General features: G+C 70.1%; 14 protein-coding genes. 6 read left to right on the plus strand and 8 right to left on the minus strand.

Annotated features, from left to right (window positions below):
* Positions 1–101 precede the first annotated feature (101 nt).
* Positions 102–650 (plus strand): DUF6542 domain-containing protein, encoded by a 549-nt coding sequence (locus QSK37_RS07810; RefSeq protein WP_285618555.1) that lies wholly within the window; start codon positions 102–104, stop codon positions 648–650.
* A 5-nt stretch (positions 651–655) separates the two neighbouring features.
* Here QSK37_RS07810 and QSK37_RS07815 read toward each other — a convergent pair whose 3' ends face one another.
* A complete protein-coding gene (locus QSK37_RS07815; protein ID WP_285618557.1) occupies positions 656–1,603 on the minus strand; it encodes a 4-hydroxy-3-methylbut-2-enyl diphosphate reductase in 948 nt (315 codons plus the stop codon).
* A 159-nt stretch (positions 1,604–1,762) separates the two neighbouring features.
* Between QSK37_RS07815 and QSK37_RS07820 the strand changes: the two genes are divergently transcribed.
* Positions 1,763–2,515 (plus strand): DUF8129 domain-containing protein, encoded by a 753-nt coding sequence (locus QSK37_RS07820; protein ID WP_285618558.1) that lies wholly within the window; start codon positions 1,763–1,765, stop codon positions 2,513–2,515.
* 126 nt (positions 2,516–2,641) lie between these two features.
* Here the strand turns inward: QSK37_RS07820 and QSK37_RS07825 are convergent, their stop codons facing one another.
* Entirely contained in the window at positions 2,642–3,064 is a 423-nt protein-coding gene (locus QSK37_RS07825; RefSeq protein WP_285618560.1) for a MarR family winged helix-turn-helix transcriptional regulator, read from the minus strand.
* Between the two features lie 158 nt (positions 3,065–3,222).
* Between QSK37_RS07825 and xseA the strand changes: the two genes are divergently transcribed.
* From xseA to QSK37_RS07840, 3 genes are all read left to right on the plus strand, one after another.
* Positions 3,223–4,437 carry an exodeoxyribonuclease VII large subunit gene (gene xseA, locus QSK37_RS07830; RefSeq protein ID WP_285618562.1) on the plus strand — a complete coding sequence of 405 codons (1,215 nt, stop codon included), beginning with the start codon at positions 3,223–3,225 and terminating at the stop codon, positions 4,435–4,437.
* 113 nt (positions 4,438–4,550) lie between these two features.
* Positions 4,551–5,234: a hypothetical protein gene (locus tag QSK37_RS07835; protein WP_285618563.1), complete on the plus strand. Its 684-nt coding sequence runs from the start codon at positions 4,551–4,553 to the stop codon at positions 5,232–5,234.
* 47 nt (positions 5,235–5,281) lie between these two features.
* On the plus strand, positions 5,282–5,521 hold the full coding sequence (locus QSK37_RS07840) for an exodeoxyribonuclease VII small subunit (RefSeq protein WP_285618564.1): 240 nt from the start codon (positions 5,282–5,284) through the stop codon (positions 5,519–5,521).
* 16 nt (positions 5,522–5,537) lie between these two features.
* Here QSK37_RS07840 and QSK37_RS07845 read toward each other — a convergent pair whose 3' ends face one another.
* A complete protein-coding gene (locus QSK37_RS07845) occupies positions 5,538–6,215 on the minus strand; it encodes a DUF4245 domain-containing protein (protein WP_285618566.1) in 678 nt (225 codons plus the stop codon).
* Positions 6,199–6,810: a TetR/AcrR family transcriptional regulator gene (locus QSK37_RS07850; RefSeq protein WP_285570894.1), complete on the minus strand. Its 612-nt coding sequence runs from the start codon at positions 6,808–6,810 to the stop codon at positions 6,199–6,201. Before QSK37_RS07850 ends, QSK37_RS07845 begins: the two co-directional genes overlap by 17 nt.
* 394 nt (positions 6,811–7,204) lie before the next feature.
* Between QSK37_RS07850 and glpX the strand changes: the two genes are divergently transcribed.
* Entirely contained in the window at positions 7,205–8,239 is a 1,035-nt protein-coding gene (gene glpX / locus QSK37_RS07855) for a class II fructose-bisphosphatase (RefSeq protein ID WP_285570896.1), read from the plus strand.
* 66 nt (positions 8,240–8,305) lie between these two features.
* Here the strand turns inward: glpX and QSK37_RS07860 are convergent, their stop codons facing one another.
* The 4 genes from QSK37_RS07860 to QSK37_RS07875 form a co-directional block, all read right to left on the minus strand.
* Positions 8,306–9,184, minus strand: a complete 879-nt coding sequence (locus QSK37_RS07860; RefSeq protein ID WP_285618568.1) for a carbohydrate ABC transporter permease — start codon at positions 9,182–9,184, stop codon at positions 8,306–8,308.
* A complete protein-coding gene (locus QSK37_RS07865; RefSeq protein WP_285618569.1) occupies positions 9,181–10,137 on the minus strand; it encodes a carbohydrate ABC transporter permease in 957 nt (318 codons plus the stop codon). Before QSK37_RS07865 ends, QSK37_RS07860 begins: the two co-directional genes overlap by 4 nt.
* Before the next feature lie 10 nt (positions 10,138–10,147).
* The gene (locus tag QSK37_RS07870) at positions 10,148–11,404 is read right to left on the minus strand and encodes an extracellular solute-binding protein (protein ID WP_285570903.1); all 1,257 of its coding nucleotides are present in this window, start codon (positions 11,402–11,404) and stop codon (positions 10,148–10,150) included.
* Positions 11,405–11,734: 330 nt separating this feature from the next.
* The gene (locus tag QSK37_RS07875; RefSeq protein ID WP_285618571.1) at positions 11,735–12,340 is read right to left on the minus strand and encodes a DUF1707 SHOCT-like domain-containing protein; all 606 of its coding nucleotides are present in this window, start codon (positions 12,338–12,340) and stop codon (positions 11,735–11,737) included.
* Positions 12,341–12,354 lie beyond the last annotated feature (14 nt).

A 12,354-nucleotide genomic window follows, 5' to 3' on the forward strand; every position in this document is an offset into this window, starting at 1 on the left:
TCGTGTCGCGGGACGTGACCCGCCGAAGCGGGTTACCGTACGGTCAGAGGCGCTCGACTCTGGGACGGCTGGTGGCAACGGACACGCGCGGAGGCCCGAAGGTGGCATCTCCTCCCCCGGGAGGGAAACGCCGGCGGCGCCCGCCCTCCGGCCCGGCCGTCACGCTGACCGGCCGGGGCGGCATCGTCGTCGTGCTCGCCTCGACCCTCCTCGGCGCGGTCTTCGGCGGGCTGTTCGGCCTGCACGGGGCGCAGGGGTTCCTGTTCGTACTCGGCTGCCTGCTGGCGGTGGTGACGACCCGCCGTACGGACCTGCTGGTCCTCGTGGTCAGCCCGCCGCTGATCTTCTTCTTCGTCTCCCTGGCCGGCGCGGCCATCGGCTCGTTCGGAGCGCGCTCGTTCCTGGTCAGCATGCTGCTCACCCTGGTCACGACGCTGACGTCGAACGTGCCGTGGCTGTTCGTCGGCGCGCTGCTCGTGGTGCTGATCGCCGTTCCGCGCGGCCTGCCGGCCAACCTGCGGGAGCTGCGCGCGAGCGTCGCCGAGGACAACCCGTTCCGCGGCCGCACGTCACTGCTCGGCCGCAAGAACGAGGACGACGACCCGGTCCGCTGGGACGACCCCCCGGCCCCGGGCGCGTCCGCCGACTAGGAAACTCAGGCGGACCGAAGGTCGCGGCGGAGTTCGTGGGGCAGGGCGAAGACCATGCGTTCGCGGACGGACTCGACCTCTTCCACCATGTCGAAGCCGTGGGCCGCGAGACGTTCGAGGACGCCGTCCACGAGCTCCTCCGGCACCGAGGCGCCGCTCGTCACGCCGACCGTGGTCACGCCCTCCAGCCACGCCGGGTCGATCTGGTCGGCGTAGTCGACCAGGTACGACGCGTCGGCGCCGTGGTCCTTGGCGACCTCGACGAGGCGCTTGGAGTTGGAGGAGTTCTCGGAGCCGACCACGATGACCAGCTGCGACTGGGCGGCGATCTCCTTGACCGCGACCTGGCGGTTCTGTGTGGCGTAGCAGATGTCGTCCGACGGCGGGTCGATCAGCTTGGGGAACCGGGCGCGCAGGGCCTCGACGGTCGCGGTGGTCTCGTCCACGGACAACGTGGTCTGGGAGAGCCACACGACCTTCTCCGGGTCGCGGACCGTGATGTTGGCCACGTCGTCCGGCCCGTCGACCAGCTGGACGTGCTCGGGGGCCTCGCCGCTGGTGCCGATGACCTCCTCGTGGCCCTCGTGGCCGATGAGGAGGATGTCGTAGTCGTCGCTCGCGAACCGCCGGGCCTCCTTGTGCACCTTGGTGACCAGCGGGCAGGTCGCGTCGATCGTACGGAGGCTCAGGCCGGCGGCCTCGTCGTGGACGACCGGGGCGACGCCGTGGGCGGAGAACACCACGATGGCGCCCTCGGGGACCTCCTCGGTCTCGTCCACGAAGATCGCACCTCGCTCCTCGAGGGTCTTGACGACGTGGACGTTGTGCACGATCTGCTTGCGCACGTAGATCGGGGCGCCGTAGCGCTCGAGCGCCAGCTCCACCGTCTGGACGGCACGGTCGACGCCCGCACAGTAACCACGCGGCTTGGCCAGGAGAACGCGACGAGTCATAGGCACCATGGTAGGCGGGATCGCGATGCGCGATCCGACCGCGGGGAAACCGGCCACGGCGCGTGAACGTCGCGACACCGTAGGGCAGAGTGTTCGTAGACACAACGTCGGGTACCGGCCGGTCCGTTTGTACCGGGCTGGAGAGAGCAGAAACAAACGATGACACGATCACCACGCCAGCTCAGGGAACAGGTCAAGGACACCGTCAGCGAGCTGCCGATCCAGGCCGCCCGGTTGGCGGTCATGGGGGTCGGGCGGGCCCTGCTGCTCACCGACCGCCTGCGCAAGGACTACCGCGAGGCGCGCGAGTCCGGGCTGAGCCCCGTGCTGGGCCGGCTGAAGAACGACGCCGAGAACCTCACCGGCATGGTCGTCGGCAAGGTCGCCGGCAACGGCCGGACCGCCGAGCCGTCGAAGGGCCCGGCGGCCGGTGACTCGGAGATCTCCGTCGGCAAGCCGAAGCCGTCCGCGACCACACGCCCGCAGCGGCCCGCCGAGCGCCCGAAGCCGGCCACGGCCCCGCCGACCCGGCCCTCGGCCACCTCCCGTCCCAAGGCGGCGGGAAAGCCCGCGGCGGCCAGGTCGACGGCGGCCAAGCCCAGTCCGAAGCCGGCGCCGAAGCCCTCGCCCAAGCCGTCGCCGAAGCCGGCGGCCAAGGCCAAGCCCGCCGCGGCGGCGAAGGCCAAGCAGGCCGAGACGAAGACCACGCAGCCGAAGCCACGCGCCAAGGCGGCCGCGAACCTGCCGATCTCGGGCTACGACGAGGCGACGCTCGCCTCCGTACGCGCCCGGCTGCGGGGCCTGGACGCCAAGCAGGTCGGTGAGCTGCGCGACTACGAGCGTTCGCACGCCGCACGCGCCGACTTCCTGCGCATGTACGAGAACCGCATCGCCAAGCTGCGCGAAGGCTGAGCGGTCGTCGCGACGCCGCCGATCCCGTACGGACCCGGCGGCTCTTTGGCATGCCACGGCGCGGACCGTCGCCTTGCCCGGGTACGGCCGGTCATGCCGCGCGCGGGTTCTTCCTGGCCCGAGCCGTCACGAGCCGGCGAAAAGCTTCTCCAGGGCCGGCAGGGCGGCCTCGATGGAGGCGCGCTCGGCGTCGTTCAGCAGTGTCATGCGCCCCGCGAGGAAGGTGATCCGCTGTTCCCTCGCGTGCTGGAGGCGTTGGCGTCCCACCGGGGTGAGCTCGGCGGTGACCACCCGTGCGTCATCGGCCTCGCGTCCCCGGATGACCAGTCCGTCGCGGGCGAGGCGGCCGATCTGCCGTGTCATGGTCGGCAGCCGCACACCGTGCTCCGCGGCGAGATCGGACATCCGGCGCGAGCCGCCTTCGAGCGAGCCCATCACGAACATCTGCTGTGTCGTGATGGCCTGACCGGCGTTCGCGCGACGGAGCATGAGCACGATGTCGCGGATCTGCCGGTTGAAGCGTTCGGCGAGCGCACGGGGATCGGACATGACCTTTCCTCCTTCCAAGCTAGCAGAGCACCGCGTTTAGCTGGGCTAACTACGGAGTGTGGGGCTTACCACACGATCCGTCCAGCTCGGCTCGCCAGAACGGCCAGGCTCATCGCTCTCCGGCCCGCGCCGTCCCCGCCGGCCGTTAGGCTGCGCGCATGGCGCTGGAGACCTCGCCGGAGTCGCCGACCCCGGTCCGTACCGTTCTGCAGCTCGTCGGCGGCTGGATCTCCAAGCTCGGGCGGATCTGGGTCGAAGGGCAGATCACCGAGCTGAACCGCCGCGCGGGCACGGTCTACTTCACCCTGCGCGACCCGGTCGCCAACGTCTCCGTGCGCGTGGTGTGCCCGCGCGCGGTCTGCGACGCCGGCGGCCCGGCCGTCGTCGACGGCGCCCGTGTGGTGGTGCACGCCAAGCCCGACTTCTACATCAACCGCGGCTCGTTCGCGCTCTCGGCGTTCGAGATCCGCCCGGTGGGCGTGGGCGAGCTCCTGGCCCGGCTGGAGCGGCTCAAGCAGCTCCTCGCCGCCGAGGGCGTGTTCAGCGCCGAGCGCAAGCGTCCGCTGCCCTTCCTGCCCGGCACGGTCGGGCTGATCTGCGGCCGCGACTCCGCCGCCGAACGCGACGTGCTGGAGAACGCCCGCCGCCGCTGGCCCGCCGTCCGGTTCAAGGTGGAGAACACCGCCGTCCAGGGCACGTACGCGGCGGGCGAGGTGATCGACGCGCTGGGCCGGCTCGACGCCGACAAGGACGTCGAAGTGATCATCATCGCTCGTGGCGGCGGTTCCCTGGAGGACCTGCTCGCCTTCTCCGACGAGGCCCTCGTACGCGCGGTGGCCGCCGCCCGCACACCCGTGGTCTCCGCGATCGGGCACGAGCAGGACACGCCGCTCCTCGACTACGTCGCCGACGTGCGCGCCTCGACGCCGACCGACGCCGCCAAGAAGACCGTGCCCGACGTGCGCGAGCAGCTCACGCTGGTGCGGCAGCTGCGCGACCGCGGCCGGCGCTGCCTGTCCGGCCGGGTCGAGCGGGAGGTGCAGTGGCTGGCGGGGGTGCGCTCGCGGCCGGCGCTGGCCGATCCGGTACGGGAGGTCGAGCGGCAGGAGGAGGGGGTCACCACCCTGCGCGACCGGGCACGGCGTTGCCTGGCGTCGGCCCTCGACCGCGCCGCGGATGACCTGTCCCACACTCGGGGCCGCCTCGTGGCCCTCTCCCCCGCCGCCACGCTTCAGCGCGGCTACGCCGTCGTCCAGCGCCCCGACGAGTCGGTCATCGGTGCCGCCGCCGACGTGAGCAAGGGCGACGAGTTGCTGATCCGCTTCCACGACGACCGGATCACCGTGCGCGCGGAGGACGGCGGAACGGTGTGAGCACCGCCTCACCAGGAGAAACTTCGTAACTTACCCGAGCACCCCCAGATCATGCCGATAATGGTCGCTCACCTCATCCGTCACGTGCACCACATCTGTCGAAGGACTCCTCCGTGACTCAGCCCCCGTACCAGCAGCCGCCGTACCAGGGGCCCGGCCCCTACCAGCAGCAGGCCTACCAGCAGCCCGCCCAGGGGCACTACCAGGCGCCGTACCCGCAGCCCCAGCAGCAACAGCAGCCGTACGGACAGCAGTGGGGGCAGCCGCAGTACCAGGGCGCTCAGCAGGGCTACCAGCAGCCTCAGCAGCAATACCAACAGCAGCAGTACCAGCAGGGTCAGTACCAGCAGCAGCAATACCAGCAGTACCAGGCACCGCAGCAGGATGCCGGTCAGCAGGCCTACGGAGGGCAGTCCTGCCGGCTGTGCGGGAGCGGACCCGCCGCCAACGCGACGTTCCGCGCCGTGGTCGGCGCGGTGGTCATGCACACGATCTGGACGGCGCCCGGCCCGTACTGCCGCGACTGCGGCCTGCACACGTTCCGGCGGCTGACCGCCAAGACGCTGACGGGCGGCTGGTGCAGCGTCCAGAGCATCGTGATGACTCCGATCTTCCTGCTGATGAACGTCAGTTCCCGCAGCAACGTCGCGAACCTGCCCGCGCCGCAGCCGCAGGGCGACGGACGCGCGCCGCTCGACCCGGGCCCGCCGGTGTTCCACCGCCCGGGCGCGTACCTCTACCCGGGCCTGGTGTTCCTCCTGCTGCTCCTGATCATCGTCGGAAACCTCAGCGGCTGACCGGCGGCTCGGCGCGGGCGGGGCGCGGTGCCCGTAGGGTGGTTCGGGTGACGGAGGAGAAACCAGAGCTGTCCTACGAGCAGGCCCGTGACGAGCTGACGGACGTCGTGCGCCGGCTGGAGGCCGGCGGCCTCACTCTCGAGGAGTCGCTCACTCTCTGGCAGCGCGGCGAGAAGCTGGCGGGCATCTGCGAGGAGTGGCTGGAGGGCGCCCGCGCTCGGCTCGCCGCGGCCATGTCCGAGCGCGCCGAACCGAGCGCCGAACCCGCCGAGGGCGCGCCCTTCTGAGCCGTGCCCCGGCGGGTCAGCCGACCGGCGTGGCCGCCGAGGACGGCTTCGGCTGGGGCTTCAGCGCGGCCGCCAGCACCCCGAGCTCCTCGTACGAGGCCGTGCCGGTGAGGACGATCGTGACGCCGGGGAGGCGGCGGACGAGCGAGCGCTGCTTCTTGTCCGGCCGGAACTCGCGGTCCCAGGTCGCACCGGCGATCTGGGCGGTGCCGTCCGGGTGGCCCTGGCTCGTCATGCGATCGATGAAGTGACCGGCGCCGTCCGGCGTCTCGTTGCTCTCCTCCAGCGCGGCGTACTCCTTGCGCGCCGTGGAGAAGCCGAGGTGCCAGGAGATCGGCCCCTGTCCGTGGCCGCTGAGCCGGGTGCTGGTGGCGAACCACTGCGGCGGCAGGCCCTGGGGCGCCAGCACCTGGTACGGGGCGACGGCGGTGAGTCCGGCCAGGTCGCTGCTGTAGTCGGCGTGCGGCATGGCGGATTCGTTGTGCCGCGGGGTGATCAGGATGACCAGACCGACGAGGGCGAGCGACGCGAGCATCGCCATGCAGAAGCCCGGCAGGCCCGACATGAGCCGCTTGTACACCGACGGCGACACGACGTACGGACCCTCGGGCGGACGGGTCGCGGTGGCGGTGGTGCCGGGCGGCGTGTCGCCCGGTGTGGTGGTGCTGTCCGCCGGCTCAGGACCGTCGCTCACGGGGGCTCTCCATGCGGGAAATGATCGCCAGGACGTCGTCGGCGAGGCGCCGTGACGCCGTCTCGTCCTCCGACAGCGACAGCTCCGCGACCGCGCCGGACATCGCGCCCGTCAGCACGACGACGAGCGCCTCGTCCACCTCGCCGTCGCCGGTGTGGAAGAGCGCCGCGTTGCGCCGCGCCCAGGTGCGGAGGCGGTCGCGCAGGGCCCGGTCGAAGCCGGGCGGCCCGTCGCCGGACAGGAACAGCCGGGCGAGGTCGGGCTCGGCGAGGCAACCGTCGAGGTAGGCACGCGCTCCGGCGATGAACAGCCGCATCGGGTCGGCCTCGCCCTGGTCGCGGGCCAGGTGGACGGCCTCGCGGGTGCGCTCCTGCTGGCGGTTCTGGAACTCCTCGAAGAGCGTGAGGTAAAGGTCGGCCTTGCCGCTGAAGTGGTGGTAGAGGCTGCCGACGCTCGCTCCGGCCTTGGCCACGATGTCGGTCACCGCCGCCTGCGCGAACCCGGACACCGAGAAGACTTCACGCGCCGCCGCCAGCAGGGCGCCACGCGTGGCCGCACCTCGATCGGAGGTGCGCTGGAGGTGTTCGATGCTCAACTGCGCGCTCCTCGCCGTGCCGAAGAGGCGCACGGCACTCGCCACCGACGGCCGGCCGGGCACGTCGCTCGCCCGCCGGGCCGCCGCTTGATTTCGCTGCTCATTACGGCCCTAGATTACGCCCTGTCTGCGCTGAATTTACGTCCTCCGGCATCGGCCGCCGGTGATCCGGCGGCTTCCTGCCGTCCCATGGGCCGGTCCGGCCCCTCGGGAGGCGAATCGTCAAAGTGGTGTTTCTCGCACGCAACCTTCCCTACAAAACGGGCATGTTTGCAGTGCCTGCGCATCCACCTCGCCGCAGCCAGACGTGCGAACATGCGATCGACCTGACACTCGAGGAGGGAGCGGCGTTCGCCCTCGGCCGGCCGGCCGGGCCGCCACGCCGCGTGATCCGATGACCGAAGCAAGCACTCCGTCGTCCCCGCTGGTGACCGAGGCCCACGCCCCGGACCGCAACCTCGCGCTGGAGCTCGTGCGCGTGACCGAGGCCGCGGCGATGGCCGCCGCCCGCTGGGTGGGACGCGGTGACAAGAACGGGGCCGACGGCGCGGCGGTGAACGCCATGCGCCAGCTGATCAACACGGTGTCGATGAACGGCGTGGTGGTGATCGGCGAGGGCGAGAAGGACCAGGCCCCGATGCTCTTCAACGGCGAGCGCGTCGGCGACGGCAACGGCGCGGACTGCGACGTCGCCGTGGACCCGATCGACGGCACGCGGCTGACCGCGCTCGGGCAGAGCAACGCGATCGCGGTGATCGCGGTGAGCCCGCGGGGCACCATGTACGACCCGTCGGCCGTGTTCTACATGGAGAAGCTGGCGACCGGCCCCGAGGCGGCCGACGTCGTCAACATCGACGCGCCCGTGGCGGACAACATCCGGGCGGTGGCGCGGGCCAAGGGCTGCTCGTCGTCGGATGTCACGGTGGTCATCCTCGACCGGCCCCGGCACGAGCGGATCGTCAAGGAGGTACGCGAGGCGGGCGCCCGGATCAAGTTCATCACCGACGGCGACGTGGCCGGCGCGATCATGGCCGCGCGGGAGAACACCGGCATCGACCTGATGCTCGGCATCGGCGGCACGCCGGAGGGCATCATCGCGGCCTGCGCGATCAAGTCGCTCGGCGGCGTGCTGCAGGGACGGCTGTGGCCCAAGGACGACGCCGAACGGCAGAAGGCGGTCGACGCCGGACACGACCTGTCGCGGGTGCTGACCACCGACGACCTGGTCACCTCCGACGACGTGTTCTTCGCCGCGACCGGCATCACCGACGGCGAGCTGGTCGGCGGGGTCCGCTACAGCAAGGGCCTGGCGTACACGAACTCGCTCGTGATGCGTTCGCGCAGCGGGACGATCCGCCGGATCGACAGCGAGCACCGGCTCGCCAAGCTCCGCGCCTACTCCGCCATCAACTTCGACACCGCGAGTTAGCCGGTCCGTCGCACACCCTTCCGGCCGCGAGGGCCGGAAGGGCCACGTGCCCCGTACGGGCGACGGCTACTTGACGCTGCCGGCGGTCAGGCCGCCGATGAGGTAACGCTCGATCACGATGAACAGGATGACGACCGGCACGATCGCGATCAGCGAGGTGGCGAACAGGTACTGCCAGTGCTGCTGGTACGACGTGACGAAGCCGGGCACGGCCACGGTCAGCGGCTGACGGTTGGGCGAGGACGTGATCGTCAGGGCGACGACGTACTCGTTCCACGCCCCGATGAACGTGTAGACCACCGCGGTCACCAGGCCGGGCAGCGACAGCGGCAGCGTCACCCGGGTGAGCGCCGTGAACCGGCCCGCGCCGTCGATGTAGGCGGCCTCCTCCAGCGCCTTCGGGATGCTGGAGAAGTACCCGTGCAGGATCCACACGCAGAACGGCAGGTTGAAGGCGGCGTTGACCAGGATCAGCGCGAGCAGCGTGTCGGTCAGGTTGAGGTAGACCATCTCGCGGTAGATGCCGATCACCAGCGCGGTGGGGGCGAACATCTGCGTGATGAGCACCAGCAGCAGGAACGGCCCGCGCAGCCAGAACCGGTTGCGCGCCGTGTAGTACGCCGCCGGCAGCGCGACCAGCAGCGCGATCAGCGTGGACACGGCCGCGACGATGAGCGAGACCTGCATGTTCGTCCAGATCGGCGCCGCTTTCCACACGTCGACGAAGTTGCCGAAGCTCCAGTGCTTCGGCAGGAACGTCGTCGGCGACGCGGTCAGCTCACGGTCGGGCTTGAGCGCCGTGAGCAGCATCTCCAGGTACGGCGCGACGAACACGAACGCCACCAGGTAGCCCACCGCGGTGAGGAGGACGATTCGTCCCCTACCGGCCGACCCCGGCACACCGCGGCCGACCGTGGCCGGACGGCGGTTGCTCAGGCTGCTCATGGTTGTGCCTCCCCGCGCCAGCCGACGGCCCGCAGGTACAGCAGGACCAGGATCAGGATCAGCGCGAAGTTCACGACCGCCATCGCGGCCGACTCTCCGACGTCACCCGTTCCGCTGAAGGCGAGCTTGTACATGAAGGTCGTGCTGGTGTCGGTCTTGCTGCCCGGTCCGCCCCCGGTCATCGCGTAGATGATCGGGAACGAGTTGAAGACGTTGATCACGTTGATGATCGCCGCGACCAGCAGGGCCGGCCGCAGCAGCGGCAGCGTGATGCGGAAGTAGGTCCGCGCGCGCCCGGCGCCGTCGACGCGGGCCGCCTCGTAGACCTCCTGCGGGACGGTCTGCAGCCCGGCCAGGATGACGAACGAGGTGAACGGCAAGGAGACGAAGACGGCCACCCACATCATCCAGATCAGCGCCTGGGTGGGGTTGGACAGCCAGTTCACCGAGTGGTCGATCAGCCCGACGCCCTTGAGGACCTTGTTGACCACGCCGTAGTAGTAGTTGAGCATCCACTTCCAGGTCAGCGCCGTCATCAGCACCGACGCGGCCCAGGGCACGATCACCGCCCAGCGCACCACGCGGCGCCCCGGGAAGTTGGCGTTGAGCAGCTGGCCGATGGCCAGCGACACGACGATCGTGACCACGACGACGCCGACCACCCACACCACCGTGCGCAGCAGCACGCTGACGAGGTCGGTCTCGCCGAACAGGTCGTGGTAGTTACCGGTGCCGCGAAAGCCCAGCGTCGCCCCGGACGAGCTGATCCTCATCAGCGACGTCCAGACCATCTCGACGACCGGCCACAGGACCACGGCCACGATCAGGATGATCGCGGGGCCGATCCAGGGCAACGGTGCCAGCGCACGGAGGATCCGGCTGTTTCTTCTTCTCGCCGACGCCGGCGCCGGGGACCTGGCCCCGGCGCCGCGCGCCTCGATGGTGTCGTGCACGAGCCGTCCGTCAGCCGTTCTTCTGCGCGGTCTGCTGGAGCTCGCTCAGCACGCTCTTCGGGTCACCGGTGATGGCGGTGCCGAGCTTCTCCTTGACCGTGTTGGCCAGCGGGCCCCAGGCGGCGTTGCCGGTGGGGTAGAACTTGGCGTTCGGCAAGGCGTCGATGAACGGCTTGTCGTACGGCACGGCACTGCTGATCACGTCGCCCGCCGACTTGGTGACGGGCAGGAAGCCCTCTTCCTTCTGGAAGTTGGCGACGTTGTTCGTCTGGTAGAAGAAGTTCAGGAACTTGGAGACGGCGTCCTTCTTCTTGCCGCCGCCGTTCTTGAACGCCACCAGGAAGTCCTGCACACCGAGGGTGCTGGGCGTGCCCCCGGCCTTGGTCGGCAGCGGCGCCACGGCGTACGGCAGCTTGGCGTTGACCTTGTTGATGAAGCCCGCCGGCATGAAGACGGCGCCGTTCAGCATGCCGATCTTGCCCTGCGCGAACTCGTTGAAGACGTCCTTGCGGTCGGTCGTCTCAGGGTTCGGCTGCGTGAGGCCGGACTTGCTGAGGTCCTTGAGGTAGTTCAGCGTGTCGACGTTGGCCTGGCTGTCGATCGTCCAGTTGCCGGACTGGTCGACGTAGCCGCCGCCGTTGTTCATCGCCCACATGAAGAACTCGGCCTGGGACTCCTCGGCGCCGAGCGGCAGGCCGAGCGGGAAGACGCCCTTCCCGCCCTTGTCCTTGATCTTCTGGGCGTCGGTCTTGACCTCGTCCCAGGTCTTGGGCGGCGCGGAGATGCCGGCCTTCTTGAAGACGTCCTTGTTGTAGAAGAACAGCCGGACGCTGGACAGCAGCGGCATGCCGTACTGCGTGCCCTTGTACTTGTCGCCCTCGACGAAGGACGGGAGGATGTCGCTCGACACCTGCGGGGACAGCACGTCCGAAGTCGGGAAGAGCAGGCCGTCCCGCGCGAAGTCGGCGAACGCGTTGTAGTTCAGGATGTCGGGCGTCTGCTTGGTCTGGACGTAGGTCTTGACCTTGGCGTCCATCTGGGTCCAGTCGACCATTTCCAGGTTGACCTTGTAGCCCTTGTTCTGCGCCTCGAACGTCTTGATGAGGCTGTCCCAGAGGGACTTGGTCTTGTCGTCGTAGATCGCGGCGACGAACCTGATCGTCTTGCTGTCGCCGCTGTCGCCCGAGGAACTCCCCTTGCTGCATCCGGTCAAACCGAGGGTCACCGTGAGACCCGCGGCGATAACGCCGGTGAGGTGCCGTTTCACCTGTCCCCGCCTTCTTGCGTGAGGCTTCGGGGCGCGCGGGTGCGCGCGACGTCCCCGGTCATGTGTGGAAAAAGGGTCGCCAACCCCCGGCCGGGCCCCCGGCTCATCACCTCCGAGCGGCCGCTTGGCGTGGCACAGCTGGTGTGCGGCTCGCGCCGCCACCTCCTTTCACAGGCATGAAAGGTTGTGCACGATTCGACTGCTCACTGAGCAGAATCGCGCATGGCACTGAACGATAGGAGCTGGTCCGTACCAGTTCAAGGGGATGCGCGCCGAGGAGTCTCAACCGTTATTGAACCTCCTGCGTGACCTGCTGCTCCGGTTCTGTGATCAGCGGGCCGGGCGGCGCAGGCGGGGCAACCGGCGGCGTCTCGGCGTGCGCGCGCCGACCGAACCGAACACCACCGTGCCGCTCACTTCGATGACGGGCACGTCCGGGCCCTGCGGCTGCCGTACGCGCAGCGCCTGCGAGCCCACGATGGACCGCCCGGTGAACTCCACGCGCACGCCCTCGGGGACGACCAGCCGGAGCCGCCCGCCGAGCACGCTCGCGCGTACGACGACGTGGCGGCGCTGCAGCAGGGCCTCCCGCAGGTCGATCTCCAGCGTGCCGAAGACCGCCGCGGCCGCGAACCGGCCGGGCACGACCCACCGCCCGTCGCGTCGTACGGTGCCGAACAGGGCGTGCAGCGGGCCCGGGTCCAGCCGGATGGGCTGCTGCTCCTCCGGGAGCAGGTCACGGGTCAGCACGGCGAGCTCGCCGAGCGTGCGGGCGGCGTACGCCCGCTCGACCCGTTCGCCGTGCTCGTCGAGCGTGATCCGGCCGTCGCCGTGGGCCTCCCTCAGGAGCCGCACGACGTTCTCCCGGTCGGTGTCGGAGGCGCGCAGCTCACGCGGCGAGAGATCGTCGCCGCCGGGTTTCCACGGAAGGTCCACGCCCCCGACGATAT

Origin of the sequence: Actinoallomurus iriomotensis (assembly GCF_030269445.1) — a bacterium.
GTDB lineage: Bacteria > Actinomycetota > Actinomycetes > Streptosporangiales > Streptosporangiaceae > Actinoallomurus > Actinoallomurus iriomotensis.

What these genes read in the sequence shown, in the direction of transcription:
- QSK37_RS07815 (WP_285618557.1), bottom strand. Translation starts at nt 1,603, where the DNA reads ATGACTCGTCGCGTTCTCCTGGCCAAGCCGCGTGGTTACTGTGCGGGC.
- QSK37_RS07820 (WP_285618558.1), top strand. Translation starts at nt 1,763, where the DNA reads ATGACACGATCACCACGCCAGCTCAGGGAACAGGTCAAGGACACCGTC.
- QSK37_RS07825 (WP_285618560.1), bottom strand. Translation starts at nt 3,064, where the DNA reads ATGTCCGATCCCCGTGCGCTCGCCGAACGCTTCAACCGGCAGATCCGC.
- xseA (WP_285618562.1), top strand. Translation starts at nt 3,223, where the DNA reads ATGGCGCTGGAGACCTCGCCGGAGTCGCCGACCCCGGTCCGTACCGTT.
- glpX (WP_285570896.1), top strand. Translation starts at nt 7,205, where the DNA reads ATGACCGAAGCAAGCACTCCGTCGTCCCCGCTGGTGACCGAGGCCCAC.
- QSK37_RS07860 (WP_285618568.1), bottom strand. Translation starts at nt 9,184, where the DNA reads ATGAGCAGCCTGAGCAACCGCCGTCCGGCCACGGTCGGCCGCGGTGTG.